Source organism: Rhodococcus sp. RDE2 (assembly GCF_020885655.1).
GTDB classification, from domain to species: Bacteria; Actinomycetota; Actinomycetes; order Mycobacteriales; family Mycobacteriaceae; genus Rhodococcus; species Rhodococcus pyridinivorans.
Genome location: NZ_AP025186.1, coordinates 5,187,997 through 5,208,211, shown reverse-complemented (window position 1 = coordinate 5,208,211; position 20,215 = coordinate 5,187,997). Strand labels below are relative to the sequence as shown.

General features: G+C 68.0%; 19 protein-coding genes. 3 read left to right on the top strand and 16 right to left on the bottom strand.

The window, feature by feature from the left end; genetic code table 11:
- Positions 1-52 precede the first annotated feature (52 nt).
- The 9 genes from LPH33_RS24270 to LPH33_RS24230 form a co-directional block, all read right to left on the bottom strand.
- Positions 53-1,153: a class I SAM-dependent methyltransferase gene (locus LPH33_RS24270; protein ID WP_229566453.1), complete on the bottom strand. Its 1,101-nt coding sequence runs from the start codon at positions 1,151-1,153 to the stop codon at positions 53-55.
- A 99-nt stretch (positions 1,154-1,252) separates the two neighbouring features.
- Entirely contained in the window at positions 1,253-2,146 is an 894-nt protein-coding gene (locus LPH33_RS24265) for a LysR family transcriptional regulator (protein WP_229566452.1), read from the bottom strand.
- Positions 2,147-2,150: 4 nt separating this feature from the next.
- Positions 2,151-3,020, bottom strand: coding sequence for a LysR family transcriptional regulator (locus tag LPH33_RS24260; protein ID WP_229566450.1), 870 nt, complete (start codon positions 3,018-3,020; stop codon positions 2,151-2,153).
- A 44-nt stretch (positions 3,021-3,064) separates the two neighbouring features.
- Positions 3,065-3,859: an enoyl-CoA hydratase/isomerase family protein gene (locus tag LPH33_RS24255; protein ID WP_229566449.1), complete on the bottom strand. Its 795-nt coding sequence runs from the start codon at positions 3,857-3,859 to the stop codon at positions 3,065-3,067.
- A 2-nt stretch (positions 3,860-3,861) separates the two neighbouring features.
- The gene (locus LPH33_RS24250; protein WP_229566447.1) at positions 3,862-4,623 is read right to left on the bottom strand and encodes a crotonase/enoyl-CoA hydratase family protein; all 762 of its coding nucleotides are present in this window, start codon (positions 4,621-4,623) and stop codon (positions 3,862-3,864) included.
- Between the two features lies 1 nt (position 4,624).
- Entirely contained in the window at positions 4,625-5,689 is a 1,065-nt protein-coding gene (locus LPH33_RS24245; protein ID WP_229566446.1) for an MBL fold metallo-hydrolase, read from the bottom strand.
- On the bottom strand, positions 5,686-7,251 hold the full coding sequence (locus tag LPH33_RS24240; protein ID WP_229566444.1) for a long-chain-fatty-acid--CoA ligase: 1,566 nt from the start codon (positions 7,249-7,251) through the stop codon (positions 5,686-5,688). The genes LPH33_RS24245 and LPH33_RS24240 overlap by 4 nt, the downstream gene beginning before the upstream one ends.
- 198 nt (positions 7,252-7,449) lie before the next feature.
- On the bottom strand, positions 7,450-7,773 hold the full coding sequence (locus LPH33_RS24235; protein WP_229566442.1) for a putative quinol monooxygenase: 324 nt from the start codon (positions 7,771-7,773) through the stop codon (positions 7,450-7,452).
- Between the two features lie 125 nt (positions 7,774-7,898).
- Entirely contained in the window at positions 7,899-9,038 is a 1,140-nt protein-coding gene (locus tag LPH33_RS24230) for a DUF418 domain-containing protein (protein WP_229568500.1), read from the bottom strand.
- A gap of 160 nt (positions 9,039-9,198) precedes the next feature.
- On the opposite strand from LPH33_RS24230, the gene LPH33_RS24225 reads away from it, so the two are divergent.
- Complete coding sequence (locus tag LPH33_RS24225; protein WP_229566441.1) at positions 9,199-9,723, top strand: pyridoxamine 5'-phosphate oxidase family protein; 525 nt, start codon at positions 9,199-9,201, stop codon at positions 9,721-9,723.
- A gap of 21 nt (positions 9,724-9,744) precedes the next feature.
- Here LPH33_RS24225 and LPH33_RS24220 read toward each other — a convergent pair whose 3' ends face one another.
- The 7 genes from LPH33_RS24220 to LPH33_RS24190 all read right to left on the bottom strand — a co-directional run bounded on the left by LPH33_RS24220 (position 9,745) and on the right by LPH33_RS24190 (position 18,074).
- Positions 9,745-11,232: a TerD family protein gene (locus LPH33_RS24220; RefSeq protein WP_229566439.1), complete on the bottom strand. Its 1,488-nt coding sequence runs from the start codon at positions 11,230-11,232 to the stop codon at positions 9,745-9,747.
- 3 nt (positions 11,233-11,235) lie between these two features.
- Positions 11,236-12,471, bottom strand: a complete 1,236-nt coding sequence (locus LPH33_RS24215) for a TerD family protein (RefSeq protein WP_229566438.1) — start codon at positions 12,469-12,471, stop codon at positions 11,236-11,238.
- Between the two features lie 42 nt (positions 12,472-12,513).
- The gene (locus tag LPH33_RS24210) at positions 12,514-13,290 is read right to left on the bottom strand and encodes an HAD family hydrolase (RefSeq protein ID WP_229568498.1); all 777 of its coding nucleotides are present in this window, start codon (positions 13,288-13,290) and stop codon (positions 12,514-12,516) included.
- 80 nt (positions 13,291-13,370) lie between these two features.
- Positions 13,371-14,477, bottom strand: coding sequence for a cysteine protease StiP family protein (locus tag LPH33_RS24205; RefSeq protein ID WP_229566436.1), 1,107 nt, complete (start codon positions 14,475-14,477; stop codon positions 13,371-13,373).
- Positions 14,474-15,769 (bottom strand): phosphoribosyltransferase family protein, encoded by a 1,296-nt coding sequence (locus tag LPH33_RS24200; RefSeq protein WP_229566435.1) that lies wholly within the window; start codon positions 15,767-15,769, stop codon positions 14,474-14,476. The genes LPH33_RS24205 and LPH33_RS24200 overlap by 4 nt, the downstream gene beginning before the upstream one ends.
- Positions 15,766-16,923, bottom strand: coding sequence for an HpcH/HpaI aldolase/citrate lyase family protein (locus tag LPH33_RS24195; RefSeq protein WP_229566433.1), 1,158 nt, complete (start codon positions 16,921-16,923; stop codon positions 15,766-15,768). The genes LPH33_RS24200 and LPH33_RS24195 overlap by 4 nt, the downstream gene beginning before the upstream one ends.
- 29 nt (positions 16,924-16,952) lie before the next feature.
- A complete protein-coding gene (locus tag LPH33_RS24190; RefSeq protein ID WP_229568495.1) occupies positions 16,953-18,074 on the bottom strand; it encodes a hypothetical protein in 1,122 nt (373 codons plus the stop codon).
- Positions 18,075-18,367: 293 nt separating this feature from the next.
- On the opposite strand from LPH33_RS24190, the gene LPH33_RS24185 reads away from it, so the two are divergent.
- Both LPH33_RS24185 and LPH33_RS24180 read left to right on the top strand, forming a co-directional pair.
- Positions 18,368-18,943 carry a TerD family protein gene (locus LPH33_RS24185; RefSeq protein ID WP_229566432.1) on the top strand — a complete coding sequence of 192 codons (576 nt, stop codon included), beginning with the start codon at positions 18,368-18,370 and terminating at the stop codon, positions 18,941-18,943.
- Positions 18,944-19,047: 104 nt separating this feature from the next.
- Positions 19,048-20,154, top strand: a complete 1,107-nt coding sequence (locus tag LPH33_RS24180; RefSeq protein ID WP_229566431.1) for a DUF475 domain-containing protein — start codon at positions 19,048-19,050, stop codon at positions 20,152-20,154.
- Positions 20,155-20,215 lie beyond the last annotated feature (61 nt).

Genomic DNA, 20,215 nt, shown 5'->3' with positions numbered 1-20,215 from the left:
TGCATTTCGAAGAACGCGAACACAACCTCCCCGAAGTTCCGGCGGGGCAACGCTATTCGGCGCGGAGGAGGTAGAAGCGGAAGAAGCCGAAGTCCTCGATGGGGAGCACGTCGACCTCGGTGAAACCGGCGTCGAGGGCATAGCGGCGCAGGGTCGCGGCACGCATGACGGTGCCCGTCGCGGCGCTCGGTGTGTGGCTCATACCGTCGGGGAGGCAGATGGTGAGGCTGTAGCCGTACATGAGCCGTTCGACGTCGTCTCCGGGTGCGGTGAAGGTGTCGGCCACCGCTTCGTCCATGACGATCATGAACCCGCCGGGTGCGAGCGAACGCCGCACGGCAGCCAGCACCTCGACCGGTTGCGGCATATCGTGGACGCACTCGAACGCGAAGGCCGCGTGGAAGTTTCCACCGGGCAGTTCGGACGCGTCGCACTGCGTGAACGTGACGCGCTGCGCCACATCGGCATTCTCCGCGAGGTTCGACCTGGCCATCTCGACCGACGGAGCGTCGATGTCGAAGCCCTGCACCTTCGCCTCCGGGTAGGTGCGGGCGATCGTGATCGTCGACCATCCTCCGCCGCAGCCGATGTCGGCGATCTGCGCGCCCGGCTGTCCGAGCACCTCGTCGACCTCCGGGACCGACCGCAGGGCATCGGGCAGCGCCTTCTCGAACAGGGGCCTGTTCGCGTCGGCCTGCGACTCGCACACGTCGCGGCCGAACTGGCTCCAACTCACTCCGCCGCCGCTGCGGTAGGCCTCGATCAGGCCGGGTAGTTGCATGGTCGCGCCGACGATCATCCGGGCGAGCGGCGCCATGTACGCCAGGTTGCGCGGATCGGTGAGCACCTCGCGACCGGCCGACGACAGAGCGAAGCGCGGGGGATCGCCGTCGTCGACATCGAGCAGACCGGTCACGGCCTGCTGTTCGAGCCACTCTCGGGTGTACCGCGGGTGGGTGCCGGTGCGTTCGGCCAGTTCGTCGGCGGTCACGGGTCCGTCGTCGGCGAGACTTCGGTACCAGCCGAGACGGTCGCCGATCAGGATCATGAGGGTGTCCATGGTGCCGAGGACGGAATCGAGGACGCGCTGCGCGTAGGCGTCGACGGAGTCGAGGTGGACGGGGGAGGTCGCCGAAGCGGACATACGGATCATCTCCCGAGGGCGGAAGTGGACGTCGTCCCCACTATCGTCGCGCCCGGATCCCCGGGTGTCCCCGCTTCGAGGAAGCCGATTATCACCGCTCCGACGAAACTACTCCTCCGAGCCGGACTTCTCGGACGCCCGCACGAAGTCGACGAAGGCACGTCCGGCCTTGGACAGCGAGGCCGGATCGAACACCAGTCCGTACGACTGCGCGAAGGTCGGTTCGCACGGGCGGACCACCGCGACATCCTGTACCGATTCGGCGAGCGACCGCTCGACGAACGAGCCGCCCAGACCGGCGAGCACCATCGGCAGGCGGGCCTCGCGATGATCGGTGAGCACGGAGATGGGCCGGCGCACCTCGGCCTGTCGCATCGCGTAGTCGATCGCGTCGCTCACTGAGCCACGACCGCGCGGCACGAATACCATCGGGATGTCGGGGAGTTCGGCCAAGGACAGCGGCCCCGGTGGCAGGTCGGTGCCGGGGGGATAGGCGAGCCAGTATTCGGTCTGTCCGAGTTCTATGATCTCGAGGCCGACCTCGTCCTCGACGGGCAGATGGGTGACGACGAACTCGCAGTGGCCGTCGTGGATAACCGATGCGGTGAACTCCTCCGCACGCAGATCACCGAGGCGCGCGGTGACCTTGGGATGGAGGCGGCGGAACTCGGAGACCAGGTCGACGATCGGGCCGGTCGCGAGAGCGGGGAAGACCATCAGATCCAGTCGGCCCGTCACCTCGGTCGTCGACACGGTGAGCAGCTCCTCGACTGCGGTCACATCGCGAAGGATCTGCCGGCTCGGGCCGATCAGTGCCTTGCCCGCCGCGGTGAGCACCATGCCGCGCCCGATGCGGTGGAACAGCTGTACACCCAGCTCGCGCTCGAGGCTGCGCAGTGCCTGGGAGACGGTGGGCTGGGCGACGCCGAGCTCGGCGGCTGCGCCGTTGATGCCGTCGTTCTCGACGACGGCGAGGAAGTACTCGACCTGACGGAACTCCATGTCGTCACGCTTCCCAGGAGGTGCCGGTGGTGGTCGCCACGAATGCGGCGGCAGCGGGGGACAGATCGCCGGGTCGCATCACCAGCCCGACCGGACGTCGGAACGGCGGGTCCAGCGGCCGGACGACCGCACCGGGGATCTGCTTCTCGGCGACGCGACGCGGAACGATCGTCCCGGCGGTGCCACGCTCGACGAACTGCCACAGAGCAGCCTGGTTGGCGCAGTCGACGACGACATTCTGCTCGCCGAGCAGTTCACCGGTGCGTGCGGCGCTCGCGCGGGAACCGAGGTCTAGGACCAGCGGGAAGTCGCGGACCTGGGCCCGGGTGACAGGGTCGGGAACGTCGGCAGCGAGATCGGGGTGCAGGGCGAGCACCATCTCCTGCTCGAGGACCGGGACGGTGATCATGCCGGCGTGCTCGACCGACAGGTCGGTGATGCCGATCTCCGCCTCGCCGCGGCGCAGCGCGGCGTGGACCCCGGGAGGTCCTTCGGCGTCGTTCACCCGTACGGTCAGGTTGGGGTAGCGCTGACGGAAGCGCTGGACGAACTCGATGACGGGGTGGATCGAGAACGTCGCGAAGGTGACGATCTCGACGCGGCCGGCCTCGAGGTCGCGCACCGCCGCGACCTTCTGTTTCGCCCGCTCGACGTCGGCCAGGATGCGCCGCGCGGCGACCTCGAGGACGCGACCGTCCTCGGTGAGGGTGAGCCGTCGGCCGGTGCGGTCGAACAGGGTCGTGTCGAGGCGCCGTTCGAGGGTGCGGATGGCCTGCGACAACGAGGGTTGCGAAATATAGAGTGCCTGAGCAGCTTTCGTGATCCCGCCGTGGTCGACGACGGCCACGAAGTAGGTCACGAGGTGCAAGTCCACCCGGTTATCGTAGGTGACGCCCCGAATCGTCCCGCACGGAACCGTCAGGAAGGGGTGTCGACCGGGCGCGGTACCTGCCATCCGCCGGTGAACGACGGCTCGCGTTTCTCGACGAAGGCGCGCATCGCGTCGGGCGCGTCGGTGGCGTGGTTGACCGCCTGCGAACGGGCCTCGTTCTCGAGGGCCTCGCGCAGTGTGAGCGACGACCCCTGCTCGAGCATCCGCGCCGACATGCTCACCGCGACCGGCGGGGCGGCGGCCAATCGCGCGGCCAGTTCGGCGGCCCGGCCGGCGAGGGCGTCGGGCTCGACGAGCTCGGTCACCAGACCCAAGTCGTACGCTTCCTCGGCGCTCACGACGTCGGCGAGCATGACCAGACGCTTCGCCTGGTGCAGTCCGACGAGACGCGGCAGGATCCACGACCCGCCGAAGTCGACCGACAGTCCGCGCCGCGCGAAGATCTGACTGAACTTCGCCGTCCGGGAGGCGACGACGACGTCGCACAGCAACGCCATGTTCCATCCGGCGCCCACCGCATACCCCTCGACCTGCGCGACCAGCGGCTTGGAGAACTCCGCGACGGCGAGCGCCGTCGCGTTGATCTGCCGCATGCGGTCGAGGGGATGGGTGGAGTCGCGCCGTTCCATGTCGGCGCCGGTGCAGAAGTCGCCCCCGGCGCCGGTGAGGATCACGGCGCGGACGGAGTCGTCGTGCTGGAGCGCGCCGAACGTCTCACGCAACGACCGCCACGCATCGAGGGTCATCGCGTTCTTGCGCTCCGGTCGACTCAGCGTGACCGTGGCGACCGAGCCGTCCTGCGCGACCAGCACGTCCGACATTTCTACTCGCCCTTCCAGACCGGTGCGCGCTTCTCGGCGAACGCCCGGGCGCCTTCCTTGGCGTCGGACGACGCGAAGACCGGGTCGATGAACTTGCGCTGCGCGACGAAGGCGTCGGGATCGGTGTAGTTGGCGGCCATCGCGACGACCTGCTTGGTGGCCTTCACGGCGAGCGGACCGTTCGCCGCGACGCGGGCGGCGAGTTCCTTTGCCACGGTGAGTGCCTCACCGGGCTCGGTGACGCGGTTGACGAGACCGTGCTGGTGGGCGACCTCGGCGGTGAGCGGATCACCGGTGATGGCCAGTTCCATCGCGAGCGGGTAGGGCAGGATCTTCGGCAGGCGCAGCAGGCCACCGGCCGCCGCGGCGAGTCCGCGCTTGACCTCGGGGATACCGAACTTCGCTTCGCGCGATGCGACGATCAGGTCGGCGGACAGCGCGAGCTCGCATCCACCGGCCAGGGCCCAGCCCTCGACGGCGGCGATGAGCGGCTTGCTCGGCGGTGCCTCGGTGAGGCCACCGAAACCGCGGCCGGGGATCGACGGGCGCTCCCCGCGTGCGAACGCCTTCAGATCCATTCCGGCGCAGAACGTTCCGCCGGCACCGGTGAGGATGCCGATGGTCAGGTCGGGGCGTGCCTCGAACTCGTCGATGGCCGCGGCCAACGCCTCCGAGACCTCCAGGTTCACGGCGTTCTTGGCCTCGGGGCGGTTGAGGGTGAACACCGCGACGCCGTCGGCGAATTCGGTGAGGACAACGCTCATGTCAGTTTTCCTTCGTATGGGTCGGAGTGGAGAGAGTCCAGTGGGCGGGAGTTCCACCGTCGGAACGGATGTCGCCTCTATCGGCGAGAACGAGCAGATGGGCCTGGGTTTCGCGGACGGCGAGTCGCTGCAGCCGGGGATCCATCACATCGATAGGACGCGACCACGTGACGCGGGTCGTGATCTCCCACGCCGTCGACTCGGGCCTGGACGCGATGGCATCGCGGATCTCGTCGAGACGGACCTCGTGGTGGTCCATGAGTTGGCGTGCGCGTTCGGTGACTCCGCGGAACCGGTACTCGTGGGCGGGCAGCACCTCGCAGTCCGGCAGAGCCGTCGTCGCATGCAGCGACAGCAGGTAGCGGTGCAACGGGTCGCCCAGTTCGCCGGGGCCGGAGGAGATGTTGGGGCTGATGCGCGGGAGCATGTGGTCGCCGCTGAACAGCAAGTCGCGGTCGCGGTCGACGAAGGCGAGGTGACCGGGCGTGTGGCCGGGGGTCCACACCGCTTCGATGTTCCACCCGGGCAGATCGAGTCGATCACCATGAGCGAGAACGACATCCGCGCTCTCGCCTCGGGGGAAGCGGACGAGTTCGAAGCGGGCGGCCTCGACGACCTCGGGCGGTGCGCCGAGTCCGGTGAGGTCTACGCGCCATGCTTCCTTGTCGGCGGCGACGTCCTCCGGGGTGAAGTGCCCGAGGGCGGCGGCGTCGGCGGCGTGCATCGCGATCACAGCGCCGGTCGTTTTCTTCAACCGGGGTGCCAGACCGAAATGGTCGGGATGCAGGTGAGTGATCGCCGCGTAGCGCACCTCGGTGATGTGGTGGCCGGTCGCGGCGACACCGGCCACGAGGGTGTCCCACGACTCCTCGGTGTCCATGCCGAGATCGATCAGGGCGAGACCGTCGTCGAGTGCGAGCGCGTACGAGAGTACGTACCGCAGCGGGTTCTTCGGCATCGGGACGGGGATCGACCACAGTCCCGGGCGTACCTCTTCCACGGGCGGCAGAACTCCGGCGGCCCATGCTTCGCGCTGGACGGTGCCGAGGTCCTCGGTGACGATCATGGTGTCGTTCCCTCCTGCACGGGAGCGAATTCGTTGCGCAGTGTGCGCTTGAGGATCTTTCCGCTCGCGTTGCGGGGCAATTCGTCGACGAAGTGGATGTGCCGGGGCTTCTTGTAGGACGCGAGTCGCTCCACCGTGAACTGGAGGAGTTCGTCCTCGGTCGGGCGGGATGCGCCCGGCGCGACCCGCACGACGGCTGTGACGGCCTCGCCCCAACGGTCGTCGGGAACACCGACGACGGCGACCTCGGCGACGGCCGGGTGTTCGGAGAGGACGGATTCGACCTCGATCGGGTAGACGTTCTCGCCACCCGAGATGATCATGTCCTTCACACGGTCGGTGACGAACAGGTAGCCGTCGGAGTCGATGTGTCCGGCGTCGCCGGTGCGCAGAAAACCGTCGGCCGTGAACAGGGCCGCGTTCTCGGCGTCGCGACGCCAGTAGCCCGACGTGTTGTTCCGCGACCGGCAGACGATCTCGCCGGTCTGGCCGTCGGGAAGCGGTTCGCCCGTGGCGATGTCGCGGATCTCGACCTCGACGCCGGGGAGCGGGCTGCCTGCCGAACGCAGCAGGTACGAGCGGGATCCGTGCGGGTCGTGGTCGTCGGCGCGCAGAGCCGTGAGGGCACCCATCGTCTCGGTCATGCCGTAGCGCTGCACGAAGCGGCAGCCGAGAGTGTCCATGGCGCGGGCGAGCTGGGTGGGCGTGATGGGGGAGGCGCCGTAGGCGACCAGGCGCAGTGTCGACAGGTCGTAGTCCGACAGGTCGGGCATCTCGACGAGCATGTTGATGACCGACGGCACGAGGAATGCGTGGGTGATGCCGTGCTCGGAGATGGCTGCCGCCACGAGGTTCGGGCGCATCTCGCCGAGCAGCACCAGGTGCAGGCCGGCAGAGAGCGACGTGCTCATCCACCCTGCGCCGGCGATGTGGAACAGGGGCAGTGCGTCGAGCGACACCGAGTCCTCGGTGAATTCGTACAGCGCGAAGTTCTGCGGCTCGTTGAACAAGTTGTGATGCGTCGCCACAACACCTTTGGGACGTCCGGTGGTGCCCGAGGTGTAGAGCTGCAGCAATTCGGTCCCCGCGTCGTCACCGAAGCCGGGGTCGATGCCGTCACCGGAGGCCACGAAGTCCTCCCACGAGCGTGCGCCGGGAACGGTGGAGGCGTCGCCGACCACGACGATCTGTGCGTCGGGCAGGACCGCGGCGGCAGCGCGGGCCGATGTGGCGAACTCGTCCTCGACGATCAGGACGTCGAGCTGCGCGTCGTCGGCGATGTCGGCGATCTCGCCCGGGTTCAGGCGCCAGTTGAGGGGGGTGAACACCAGTCCGGCCTTGGCGCAGCCGACGAACGAGGCCGCGCCGGGAAGGCCCATGCGCAGGAGCGCGCCGATGCGCCCGGAGGTGACCGGAACCGTCGTGAGTGCCGAGGCGACCCGGCTGGTGAGGGTGTCGAACTCCGAGTAGGTGAGTGTCGTGCTGCCGGAGCTGACCGCCGCGCGATCCGGATGCTCGACTGCCAGCTGCCGAATTCGGTTGGGAAGGTGCAACTCGCTCACATCACGCTCCTGATCGACACGGCCGACGCGCGGACATGCCGTCCACGCCGGTCCAGTCGATCACGACCGTGACTGCTGCCACAAAGACCTGCAGCCGTACGAAACGTTAGGACAAACCTATGGGCGCATATCGAGACCGACGTCGTGTGCGAGGTCCGGTGGGAATCTCGCACACGATGCCGGTCTCGATGCGGTCGATCAGTCGATCTGCAGTTCGCCCATCCGGGCCCACTCGGTGCCCGGGATCTCCGTGTTGAGGATGCGCGGGGTCTCGCTCAGTGCGGGCCGCATCGCGTCGAGTCCCTTGCGGAAGTGATCGGACTTCACGTGCTCGGCTCCGGCGTCCCCGTCGCGGAACGCCTCGACGAGAACGAACTCGGACGGATCGTCCACGCTGCGGGACCAGTCGAACCACAGGTTCCCGGGTTCGCTGCGAGTCGCCTCGGTGAACTCCGCGGTGGTCTCGAGCCAGCTGTCCTGGTACTCGGGCTTCACCTTGAAACGGACCACGATGAAGATCATCTTGCCTCCGGTCGGTAGATGTTGGAGGGACGGATCGTCCCTTCGTCGAACATATCGCCGTACTCACCGGTGAGGGCGTCGAATCCGTGACCGAGCGGCAGACCCCCACGAGGCAACCCGACACGTCAGCGACGTTCCGTCAGCCGCTCGTAGGACACCCGCCACACCCATTCGACCGGTCCCTGGCGGAATCGGCCGAGCCACCAACGGGATCCGACGACCATCACCGCTCCCACCGCGATGTACACCGCGATCGTGAACGGGACCCGCATGGCGGGGTCCACGGTCTTCGCCAGACCGAATCCCCAGTCGTAACAGAGCACCGACGCGACGATGTTCTGCAGGATGTAGCAACTCAGCGCGGTCCGCCCGATGCGTTCACAGGCGGTGCCGACCGTGCCGGTGGTGGACCTGCCGATGTAGAAGTGGGCGATCCACGCCAGCAGGCCGAGCGCGACGAACGGGGCGATGCCGTAGCGCGCTGCGAATACACCTGCGGCACCGCCGAACAGACCCACGGCGAGGTCGAGCGGTGCTGCGATCGCCCCGACCACCATCAGCCGCCGGCGCAGCACCGCACCTCTGCTGTCGAACAGCCCGGAAGAATACAGTGCGGCGCCGGTCAGGAACAGCGCGACCGTCATCGGGATCACGAAGATCACCTCGGCGCGGAACGCAGCGGCGTTGTCCACGCGGAAGACGATCATGTCCCACCAGGTGGCGGTGGTCAGCTCGGGGATCTCCGCATTCGGCGGTGAACTGGCGAGCGCCACGACGAGCGCGGTCACGGCCAGCGCGTGAACAGCGACGGCCGTACCCGCGACCCACAGCCGCACACGACGGGAGGAGATCACGAGCCCGCACACGAGCATGGACGTCAGCGCATACCCCATGAGGATGTCGAACTCGGCGACGAGCAGGTAGTGCACGACCCCGTCGACGAAGAGCAGGGCGGCGCGTACCCGGTAACCGCCGGGCCACGGCCGCCCCGCTCGCTGAGCGGACGCCGCCTGCACGGCCAGGCCGATCCCGAACATCAGTGTGAGCAACCCGAGGAACTTTCCCTGCGCGAGTTGCATGAGGATGCGTTGCGGCCACGGATCGGTGCCGATCGAGGCGAGATATCCGACGATCCCGGCGGGGTCGGTGAAGATCCAGACATTGGCGGCGAAGGTGCCGAGGATGGCGATCCCCCGGGCCACGTCGAGGGCGAGGATACGTTGCTGTCGCGTCGTCGAACCGGTGACCGTCATGATCCTCACCATGCGATGCGGCGGGGTCGGCGCGCGTCGGCCGACCGGGGGATGACGGGTCCTCCATGCGGGTGACCCGCGTTCGGTGATCTCCCCGAGAGCAGACATCGGCGAGGAGAACAGAGCAGGAACTGTCGGGTCCCGTGAGCCTCGGTGATGTGAACATGGAGCCATGCACGAAACCCCCACCGAACTCGCCGAACTCCAGGTGCTCCTCGACACGTCGCTGTCCCGGTCCACATCCCATCTGAGGTCGATCGTCGACGCGTCGCGGACCCTGACGGCCGAGCAGCTCGTCGAGGTGCTCACGGGCATGTGCGTCCTCTCGCTGGCGACGGTCACCGCCGGCGGGGAACCGCGCATCAGTGCTGTGGACGGACATTTCCTGCACGGCAAGTGGTACTTCGGCACGGCCCGCAACGCCGCCAAGGCCCGGCATCTCGCCGCGCGTCCCGCGGCCAGCGCGGCGCACATGCGCGGGGAGGACCTCGGCGTGTTCACACACGGCCACGTGGAGATTCTCAACCCGCGCGGCGGTGAGCCGGCCGACGACTGGCCCGAACTGCTCGCCTACCTTCAGTCGTTCTACGGCGGGGACGCGTTCGACTGGAGCGAGGAGGTGGTCTACTACCGCCTGAACCCGCACTGGATGACCGTGTACGCGCCCGATGTCACGACACTCGTCGATCGGCGCTGATCCCTCTGTGCGAGGGGACGATCAGTCCGGAAGCGAACTACCACCCAGCGCGCCGCGCAGATGCTCGGTCTCGGTGGGCAGGCTGTCGGGAACGAACGTCCATCGGCCTCCCGTCCACGGATCGGCCAGCTCCCCGTCGACGGGAAGCTTCTGCGCCTCGTCCCACAGGATCTCCGCGACCCGATCGTCCGGGGGATCACCCGCGAGGACGACCGAGACCCGGCCGGCACTGCCGGTACGCGCGATCCGGACGATCTCGAGCAGGCCGTCGTGGTCGTAGCCGTAGGGGAACCCGGCGAGGACCAGCAACACGGGTGAGGCGGTCTCCGCGTCGACCTGCCGGGCGAGCGCGTCGAGGTCCGCCGCGTCGGCCAGCCCCCGGAGTCTGGCGGGGACCCGCGACCGGTCGTGGACGGGCGGTCCGGCAAGTCGGGCTGCGGTGAGGGGTTCGAGTGCGGGCAGCGTCCGCCCGGGATCGACGAGGTGCAGCAGGGTGTCGGGCCGGGCCGTGAGCAGCCGCACGACCACGGACGACACGACGGGACCGAGGTCGGCGGGGTCGCCGTCGATCCACAACGGTCGCGTGAGCGGTGCCGGCAGGCACAGGGGGATGCGCAGCGGACCCAGATCGGGCGCCGTCACCTCACCCACCCGCACGCCGTCGCTCGGCAGGTGCACGTGCATCCAGGCCGGGGAGATCCAGGATGCGAGTGCGGGCGGCAACGTCGCGTCGACGGTGAGCAGTTCGGCGGCGAGCACCGCGCTGTCGTCGCGGTAGCGGGCCTCGGCGACACCGACGAGCTCGTCGTAGCGCTGCTGCGCACGCGCCCGGGCACGGTCGGCCTCGGGCTCCATGCGCCGGGCGGGATCGGCCACCGCTGTCGAGAGTTCGTCGTCGAAACGGTGCTGGGCGAACTCCGCACTCGACGTGTACGCGGCGGCCGATCGGGCGGCGTCCTCGAAGATCCGCCACAGCACCTCGAGAGGTGAGAGGCCGATGACCGGGCCGGGCCCTGGAGCGGCCACCTTCTCCGCGTCGGAGGGTGACTCGACCTCCACCCCGTGCGCGGTGAACATCTCGGCGAGTCCACCGGCGTATCCCTGGCCGAGGGCGCGGATCTTCCATTCGTCGTGACGACGGTAGATCTCCCAGCACAGCAGCGCCGTCTCGGTACCGACCGCCGGTTCCACGTGAAACGACGCGAGGACGGTGCCCGCCGCGTCGGACAGCGAGGTCGACACCGCTGCGGGTCGCTCGCAGCCGACCGCACACAGCACGCGTGCGCCGGGACGGACCGCGTCGACGTCGAGGACGATCACCTTGCCCTCGAGCCGAACGCCCGCCGTCGTCGGTTGGTTGTAGAACACGACGTCGTCGGAGGACGCCACCTGCAGGCCGTCGTCCACGACGAACGCGCACACGTCCAGAGGGACGGATGCGGTCGCCGTGAAACGGGCCGTGCGGGTCGGCAGCGGGGCGTTGCGCCCCGCTGTGAAGAGTTCGCCCACCGGTCAGACGGCCAGGAACCGGCCCAGTTGCGGCGCGGCCTCACCGGGATGCTTCGCCTGCATGCCCTCGCCGATGGCCTGCAGCTTCCATTCGCTGCCCTGGCGGTAAACCTTCGCCATGACCATGCCCGTGAACGGCATGCCGCCCTGCAGCGTGTAGCGGGCCAGCTCGGTGTCGATCGTGCCGTCGACGAGACGGCAGAACGCGTTCTGCACCTGCTCGAAGGTGTGGCCCTTGTAGGAGGTCACGATGAACATCACCGTCGTGACATGGGCGGGGACCCGCGTGAGGTCGACGAGCATCACCTCGTCGTCGCCCTCACCGGCACCGGTGAGGTTGTCGCCCTGGTGCTGGACCGAGCCGTCCTTCGACTGCAGCTGGCCGTAGTACACGACGTCGGCGATCTGGTTGTCGGCGAACATCACGGCCGAGGCGTCGAGGTCGATGTCGGCGGAACGGTTGCCGAACAGGCCACGCTTCTCCACCGGATCCCAGCCGAGCCCCATGCGCAGGAAGGTCAGCGCGACGCCGCCGTCCTTGCGGAGGGTGACCTTCTGGCCCTTCACCAGGCTTACCGGGCGGTTCTTCGTGAGGCTGACCTCCGCAGGCTGTGCCGGAGGTGTCTGCTGTGCCGGAGGTGGTGTCTGCTGCACGGGCGGTGTCTGCTGCACGGGCGGAGCCGGAGCCGGCGTGGGAGCGACGGGCTGAGGTGCGGCAGCAGGCTGGGCGGGTGCGTCGTCGACGCTGACCCCGTGATCGGTCACCAACGCCGCGAAACCGCCCGCATATCCCTGGCCCACGGCGCGGACCTTCCACGCGCCCTGGCGCCGGTACAACTCCAGCGCGATCACGATGGACTCGGAGCTCAGTCCGTCGATCCGGTACTCGTACAACACCGTTCCCGCACTGTCGGACACGCGCGCGGTGGGCGGTGCGAACCGGCCGAAGCTGCTCGACGCGTCGTCGAGGGTGATCACGGCACGTACCTGATCGATGTCGGCGGGAACCTGCGCGAGCGACACCGCAAGCGAGGCCGCCTGTCCGGGCACGCCGGGAACGAGACGCACACCCGGCCCGGTGGGCTGGTTGAAGAACACGAAGTCGGCGTCGGAACGCACCTTGCCGTCGGCCTTGACGAGCAGTGCGGACAGATCGGCGGGCGTGGTCAGCTCGAGCGAGACGACGACGTCGGACGCGGTGAGCGGTCCGTTCTGACCCTTGGAGAGCGGAGTCGGCAAGAGATGTGTCCTCACTGTGTCGGTGACCGGGCACCTTCTACTCTACGAAGCGACCGGAAGACGAGCGGATCGGGCGAACCAGGCGAGGATCTCCTCCCCGGCGGTGACGCCCGCGGCGTCGGTCACCGAGACGGTCGGGTGACGCCAGTCCATCAGTTCGAGTTCGCCGTGGCGAGGCCGGATCGCGGCGTCGGCGGCCTTCAGCATCTCCGCATCGAGCGCACCGTCGCCTGCGGCGAAGACCGGAGCGTCGTCGGCGAGCACCCCGCGGTCGCGGAGCCTGCGGTGCACCTCGGCCACCGCGCGGCTCTTGCACACACTGTTCGGCATCGTGTAGATCTTCCGGCCCTGCTGCGAGGCGTTCCAGCCGCGCGTCGAACACCACTCGTGCCAGTCGTCGAGAAATCCCGCCGGTTGCGCTGCGACATCGACGACGAGGTAGCAGAACAACTCGTCGGCGATGCGGAACTTCGACACCCAATCCTCGGAGATACGGCGACGCAGTTCGGTCGTCACCTCGTCGAGGCTCGCACCCCCCTCGCGTACCGCTGCTTCCACGGTCCTGCGCCAGTGCGGGTCGAGATGCCCGTCCTCGAGGATCGACCCACCGTTGCTCGCGATTGCATAAGGCCACGGACCACCGGGGAGGTCGATGCGGCGGAACTGTTCGGGTGTGCGCGTGGTCGTCGGCACCAGCGCGACCTCGTCGGCTAGCGTCCGAAGCTGTTGTGCCGCAGCGTCGGTGACGTACGACAGCGGTGCGCTCTCGTAGTACTCGACACAGAGTAGATCCTGCGTGTCGAACTGGTCGCCGGTCATCGCGGCGCGCGAATAGATGAGGGTGCGGTCGAGATCGGTGGCGACCAGTGCGGGCGCGGTGCCGGTCACGGGCGGGGTGTTCACGGCAGGTCCTTGATCAGTCCCATGCAGGAGTAGGCCAGGTCGGGAACCTCCTCGACGGGAACGTCGCGAGCGGCCGCGAGCATCCGGATATGGGCGTGCTCGTCGGCGGTGATGTCGCGCACCAGAACCTTCCAGGGAACGCGGCGCAACAGCACGCGGGTGGTCTCTCCGACACCGGGTTTGACGAAGTTGACGCTCGAGATGCCGTACTGCGCCCGCACCCGCTCGACGGACTCCCAGCCGGCCCAGGTGGGGGTGCGGTCGGATTCGAGCACTGCCTGCGCGGCCGATGCGACGTCGCCGCACGTGTCGAACTCCGCGGCGACGGCGTCCAGCAGATGATTCGACACGTCGTCCGCGGCCAACTCGGCGTAGAACTTGGCGCCGTGGAACTCCCCGGGGCCGATCAGGCTGTCGTTGAGGACCGTTCGTGAGACCAGTCCGGAGACGGTGGAGTTCAGGCAGGCGGAGGCGATGAGAAAGTCGTCGCGCGTGCCGTAGGTGCGGACGCAGTGGCCGGGGTCGGCGAGTACCGCGAGATCGTCGGACAGGACAGGACCGCCTCGCGCGGTGTATTCGGCGAGCGCAGCGGACAGTTCACGCGCGATCGCGCCTTTGCCCGTCCAGCCGTCGACGAAGACGACCGACGCGGGAGCGTGCCGCGCGGTGATGTGGTCGAGAGCGGCGGAGTCGATTCCGCGGCCCCGGACGATCGACACGGCGTAGTGCGGCAGCGTCAACCCGTGGTGGTGCAGCGCCCACCGGCGGATCAGGATGCCGATCGGGGTGCCCGCCCGCGCGAGCGACACGAGGGTCAGGTCGGTTCCGCGTTCGGAGAGAAGCAGTTCGGTGACCGTGCCCACCGCGTGCGCCAACCGGCTCGCTGTGCCGGCCAGTGCCTTGTCGAACAGTTCGCGGTAGGCGGCGTCGGGTTGGTACTCGATCGGCAGGGACTCCGCGTAGTGCGCGAGACCCGCCTGGATCCGTGCCTCACGTTCGGCGATATCGCCCTCGAGGTCGGCGTGGGAGAGGTCCTTGAGCAGCCACGTCACCTCGTCGGGCGCGTAGGAGCCGAACTCGGGTCCGGTCAGTGGCACGGTCATACGGTCTCCCTGTGGGTGCGCAGCACCGTCGGATCGGTGGCGGGCACGATCACGACGAGGACGTCCTCGCCGGCAGCGGTGAGCACGTCGAGAACACCTCCCGGTGCGCGCAGACGGTCGGTGTCGGCGGGCGAATCGATGACGAGGATCAGCTCGGCGCGGACCTCGGTCGGCGTGGGCCACTGCGCGTTGTAGAGGAAACGCGGCACCTCGTTCTCGAACTCGCTGTCGATGTGTTCGGGGGCGGTGAAACGGAATCCGCGGCGCAACGGATATCCGTCGACGTCCATCACGTGGACGGGGGAGCGGGTCGTGGTCTGGAACCGGGCGGGGGTGCCGCGTTCGACGAGTGCCTCCGCGAGTCGCAGCGGCAGGTACATCAGTTCCTCGTGTCCGACGACGACGGCGGGTCGCCGGGCGTCGCGTACGTCCGCGATCGTGTCGGCGAGCGTCGACAGAGCCGCATCGAAGGCCGCCGCGTCGGTGCGCAACATCCCGTGCCGCCCGCCGTCGGGCACATGGGACGGCCACGTCGCGTGGAGGAACCGGACGTCGCCGCGTCGGTCGTCCACCGGATTGAGGAGAGGGTCGGGCAATGCTGCGACCCGCGCGACGAGATCGTCGGGGACGACGGATCGTCCGGCGGCCAGGCTCACGTGCTCGATGCTCGTGCCGAGTTCCGCCGCGACCTCCGCTGTCCGGCCCCGATCCTGTTCCGAGCGCATGTCGACGAGGGAGGCGAGCACGTAACGATCACGCGGATGATCGCGGTGCAGCGCGCGGATGGCATCGAGGGCTGTTGCTCCCGTGGAGATTTCGTCGTCGACAAGTACGAGCGGCGCGGCGTTGGCGAACAGTGCGCCGGAGGTCGGCTGGAGCAGATGGAAGGTCGCGTGCGAGTGCCCCTCCTCGAATCCGGTGAGCACCTCCGCTCCGGGGACCTGGCGTCGCGTCGAGTGCAGACAGCATGCGGCGTCGAGGGCGTCGGCCACACAGTGACCGAGACCCGTTGCGGTCTCGGCGAATCCCATGACGACGGCGTCGGATGCTGCATCACCGAGAAGGTCGGCGACGAGCCGGCCGAGCCGGCGGCCGGCACCGCGGACCGCGGCAGGCTCGGTGGGGATGTGCTTGCCGAGAACTGTGGAGACGAGCAGGTGCGCACGTCGTGGATTGCGTCGCAGCCCGGGCCGGACGAGCTCGGGAACCGTGTAGCCGCACGACGACTCCACATGTTCGAGAGCGAAACCGAGCTCTGCGGTGGCCCAGGGAATATCGAGAATGTCGGTCATCGGTCCACCAGCGCCGTCAGCAGGTCGACGAAGGTGATCCCCTTACGGGTGACACCGAACACCGAGGCGCGCAACAGGGTCTGCTCTGCCCACGTGCGGTGGGGTCGCCGTTCGTTCATCTTGTTGCCGTATCCCGAGGCCTGTACACCACCGGTGTCGCGATCGAGGATGTCGGTCGCATCGTGGAACTCCTCGTGGGTCACGGCCGACAGGGCATGCACCGCAGCGACATGCGACGGATGGATGACGGTCTTGCCCTGAATGCCGTTGGCACGGTCGAGGGCGATCTCGCGCAGCAGACCGTCGAGGTCGCGGCTGACGAGCTGCTGACGGAACAGCACGGCGTCCTGCTCCTCGAAGGGCGTCGAACGCAGCATCGGACGGAACATGCGTTCGTGATCGGCGAAGTACTCCCAGACGGGCCCGGTGATGACGAAACCCGTTCCGTCGGTGCGTCCGAGGTGGTTGACGACGTCGGCGATCACGTCGACGACGACCCGCACGTCGTAGATCGTCAGGTCGCGGTCGCGCCGGATACCGAAGGTCGCGCACATGTCGGTCGCACCGATCCGGACGGCGAGGACGCGGTGGCGATGTTCGGCGAGGATGCCGGAGATCGCGCGCAATTCACCGTCGCGGGTCTCGCGGTGGACGACCTCGGCCGACTCGATGACGGGCATCGCGTAGAGGTGACGGCCGAGCAGTTCAGACGCCGCGGCCACCGCCTCGAGGAAGGCGGGGCCGGTGTGTGCGGTGAACTTGGGCACCACGAATCCGGTCAGCACGGCCTTGCCGGCGCCGAGCATCGACGCGATCCGCCCGACGCCGTCGGCGGTGCGGACACGGACGAACAACATCACCGGCGACGGTCCGCGTTCGGCGAGCGCATCGAGCGTCGCGACTGCGTTCTGCAGGCCCTGCTCGACCTCGTCGTCGGCGACGGCGTCCTCGAGGTCGAGCACCATCGACGTCACACCCTCGGTCGCACGCTTCGAGATGGTCGCGACGAGATCGCCGCGCGTCGCGGGTACGTAGAGCGTGGCGCCGAGAGCGGTCGCCAGGCGGTCGCGATCGTCGCTGTGCCCGAACGGCTCGGGACGGTGCAGGAACAACTCCTCCATCGTCGCGCCGTCGAGATGCCGAAAGTGCTGCATGGCGCGCACTTCGGTAAGCGTGGCCCCCCTCATGCGTTCTCGGTCCGTCCTCTCATCCGATCGACCACTCCTGCGATGAAGGTAGACACCGCATCCAAATCTCTGACGTAGGCCCAGTAGTCGGGGTGCACACCGGTGAGTGCGTCGACGGCCCTGTCGATCCGGCTCAACTGCGAGTCGAGAACCGAACCCCATTCTGCGGTGAGACCGCGTTGCACGGCCAGGTGTTGTGCGTCACGGAGGCGGAACCGTACCTCGTCGACCTTGGCCCCCGGATTCTGCCGGACGGAACGCAGCGTGGCGAGTCGTGCGGTCACGGCGTCGACGAGTTCCTCGGCGCGCGACAGTTCGGCGCGGATCGCCGCGACCAGCTCGAGCGCTTCCTCGGGGCGGCCGTCCTTCGCCGCCGCCCGTGCGCGTCCGAGCTGGTCCTCGGCGCGAGCGAGCAGTTCGGCGGCCTGTTTCTCGTTCCCGGACAGGTCGGCGGAGCTGGCCGCATTGAACTCGCGCAGCAGCGCGGAGAAGGCCGGGGCGAGACCTTCCGCGCGGGTCCGGACCGCTCCGATCCTGGTGGTGACCGAGGCGAGGGTGCGAGCGGCCTCGTCGCGGCGCCCCGGTGCTGCGGCGAGCGCGTCGAGCAGAGCAGTGGTCGCCTCCTCGACTCGGAGGGCCGCCGTGCGGATCGCGCCTACGCTGTGCGCTGCATCAAGGCTGTTCAGGGCCTTCTCGAGCGCTTCGGTGGCGGATCGGACCGACGGATAGTTCACAAAGGCAACAAAATCCGGGGTCTGCGCCGCGGCGAGGGTGTTGCGCGCTTCGGTACGCATCCGGTGCGCCAGCTCGGGCACCGTGTTCGCCACGGCCGTCATGTGCTCGAGGTGCCCCCGGTTGTTTCCGAAGAATTCATCAAGTGTTCGTGTTGCTTCGGTTATCTGCCGCAGTGCCTGCTCGTAGGCCGGAGCAGGTGCGAGCGGTTGTTCCGGATCCGTTACTGCCAGTTGGAGATACGTCTCACCGGCGCGATAACACGCCTGACGGATGGGATCCCACTGACGGAGCAGGTGCCGTTCGGGTTCGAGCTCGTAGGACGCGGCCACACCGGCCTCGATGACGGACTGGCGCTTGTCCATGTCGAGGAACGCCGCGACCATCGCATCGTGTGCACGACGAGCCGCGGGATCTTCCGTGTTTCCCCCGCCGAACAGGCGGCGCGTCCATCGGCTCGCCACAGAACCGAATGGTACTGGGCGCACGTCCACCGGGCCGATCCGTCACCTTTCCGCCGGTCGGAACTGTGGTTCGTGCGGGTCACGGAAGTAAGGCGCGGGACCGGGCATAGTGGATATGGGCGTACCCCACGGCAACAACTAGTGTGGGGAGAAACGCACACCGGGCGTGCCCTATACCGGTACGTCGACCGTTGGAACGATCGAAAGGACCCCGCATGGGCGTCAGCTTGACCAAGGGCGGAAACGTCTCCCTCACCAAGGAAGCTCCGAACCTGACGGCAGTTTCCGTCGGCCTGGGCTGGGACGTTCGCACCACCACCGGCACCGACTTCGACCTCGATGCCAGTGCCATCGCCACCGGGGCCGACAAGAAGGTCGTCTCCGACCAGCACTTCGTCTTCTTCAATAACCTCAAGTCGCCCGACGGTGCCATCGAGCACGCCGGCGACAACCGCACGGGTGAGGGCGAAGGCGACGACGAGATCATCAACGTCGACCTCGCCGCCACACCGGCGAACATCGAGAGCATCTTCTTCCCGGTCTCGATCTACGATGCCGATTCCCGCAGCCAGTCGTTCGGCCAGGTCCGCAACGCGTACATCCGCGTCGTCGACCGCGCGAACGGCAACGAACTCGCTCGTTACGACCTGTCCGAGGACGCCTCGACCGAGACCGCCATGGTCTTCGGCGAGCTGTACCGCAACGGTGCGGAGTGGAAGTTCCGCGCCATCGGCCAGGGTTACGCGTCCGGTCTCGCGGGTATCGCCCGCGACTACGGCGTCAACGTCTAGTTCGTTTCTTCCGGGTTCCGGCTTCGGTCGCAGTACCGAAGCCGGAACCGACGTGCAGTAACCACCCTGCAACGCCCTGATTTCGATTAGAAAGGCCACGCTTCGTGGTTCTGCGAATATTCGGTGCATCCTTCGCGGTCACCGTCGTCTCCCTCGTGGTCGCCTTCCTCTACGGCGGCCCGCAAGCTCTGTTCCTCTGCGTGATCCTCGGCATCCTCGAGGTCTCGCTGTCGTTCGACAACGCGGTCATCAACGCGACCGTGCTGCGGCGGATGAGCGAGTTCTGGCAGAAGATCTTCCTCACCATCGGCATCCTCATCGCCGTCTTCGGTATGCGTCTGGTGTTCCCCCTCGCGATCGTGTGGGTGGCATCCGGGCTCGGCCCGATCGCCGCACTCGACCTGGCACTCAATCCGCCGCCGGACGGAGCCGCCTACTTCCCGAACGGCGATCCGAGCTACGAGACCCTGATCACCGAGGCGCACCCGCAGATCGCAGCGTTCGGCGGCATGTTCCTGCTGATGCTGTTCCTGCACTTCATCCTCGAAGAGCGCGAGATCAAGTGGCTCGAATGGCTCGAACGGCCGCTGGCGAAGGCCGGGAAGCTCGAACAGCTCGAGGTCGTCGTCGCGACGGTGCTGCTGCTCATCACGGCCACCGTCATTGCTCCGGACGACAAGGTCTCGACCGTCATGATCGCCGGCGCGCTCGGCATGATCACCTACATCGCGGTCAACGGACTCGGCGAGATGTTCCACATCCCCGAGGAAGGCGAAGAGTCCAGCGGCGGTCCGAGCGGCCTCGCGAAGGCCACCGGTAAGGCCGGCTTCTTCCTGTTCCTCTACCTCGAGGTCCTCGACGCGTCGTTCTCGTTCGACGGTGTCATCGGCGCCTTCGCCATCACGTCCGACCCGATCATCATCGCCCTGGGCCTCGGCTTCATCGGCGCGATGTTCGTCCGCTCGATCACGATCTTCCTGGTGCGCAAGGGCACGCTGTCCGACTACGTGTACCTCGAGCACGGCGCTCACTGGGCCATCGGTGCGCTGGCACTGATCCTGCTGTACTCGATCGGCACCCACGTGCCGGAGGTCATCACCGGCCTCGTCGGTGTCGCCCTGATCGGTGCGGCATTCGCCTCGAGCATCTACCGCAACCGCAAGATCGCGGCGCGGGAAGGCGAAGATGCTGTGAAGACCAGCATCCCCTGATCCTCGACAGTTCGAACCACATGCCGATGGGAGCCCTCGATCCGACACCTCGGATCGGGGG

Bases quoted from the DNA above. Each gene is read 5' to 3' on its own strand.
- LPH33_RS24270 (WP_229566453.1), bottom strand. From the start codon at position 1,153: ATGATCCGTATGTCCGCTTCGGCGACCTCCCCCGTCCACCTCGACTCC.
- LPH33_RS24265 (WP_229566452.1), bottom strand. From the start codon at position 2,146: ATGGAGTTCCGTCAGGTCGAGTACTTCCTCGCCGTCGTCGAGAACGAC.
- LPH33_RS24255 (WP_229566449.1), bottom strand. From the start codon at position 3,859: ATGTCGGACGTGCTGGTCGCGCAGGACGGCTCGGTCGCCACGGTCACG.
- LPH33_RS24250 (WP_229566447.1), bottom strand. From the start codon at position 4,623: ATGAGCGTTGTCCTCACCGAATTCGCCGACGGCGTCGCGGTGTTCACC.
- LPH33_RS24245 (WP_229566446.1), bottom strand. From the start codon at position 5,689: ATGATCGTCACCGAGGACCTCGGCACCGTCCAGCGCGAAGCATGGGCC.
- LPH33_RS24235 (WP_229566442.1), bottom strand. From the start codon at position 7,773: ATGATCTTCATCGTGGTCCGTTTCAAGGTGAAGCCCGAGTACCAGGAC.
- LPH33_RS24230 (WP_229568500.1), bottom strand. From the start codon at position 9,038: ATGGTGAGGATCATGACGGTCACCGGTTCGACGACGCGACAGCAACGT.
- LPH33_RS24225 (WP_229566441.1), top strand. From the start codon at position 9,199: ATGCACGAAACCCCCACCGAACTCGCCGAACTCCAGGTGCTCCTCGAC.
- LPH33_RS24210 (WP_229568498.1), bottom strand. From the start codon at position 13,290: ATGACCGGCGACCAGTTCGACACGCAGGATCTACTCTGTGTCGAGTAC.
- LPH33_RS24205 (WP_229566436.1), bottom strand. From the start codon at position 14,477: ATGACCGTGCCACTGACCGGACCCGAGTTCGGCTCCTACGCGCCCGAC.
- LPH33_RS24200 (WP_229566435.1), bottom strand. From the start codon at position 15,769: ATGACCGACATTCTCGATATTCCCTGGGCCACCGCAGAGCTCGGTTTC.
- LPH33_RS24195 (WP_229566433.1), bottom strand. From the start codon at position 16,923: ATGCAGCACTTTCGGCATCTCGACGGCGCGACGATGGAGGAGTTGTTC.
- LPH33_RS24190 (WP_229568495.1), bottom strand. From the start codon at position 18,074: ATGGTCGCGGCGTTCCTCGACATGGACAAGCGCCAGTCCGTCATCGAG.
- LPH33_RS24185 (WP_229566432.1), top strand. From the start codon at position 18,368: ATGGGCGTCAGCTTGACCAAGGGCGGAAACGTCTCCCTCACCAAGGAA.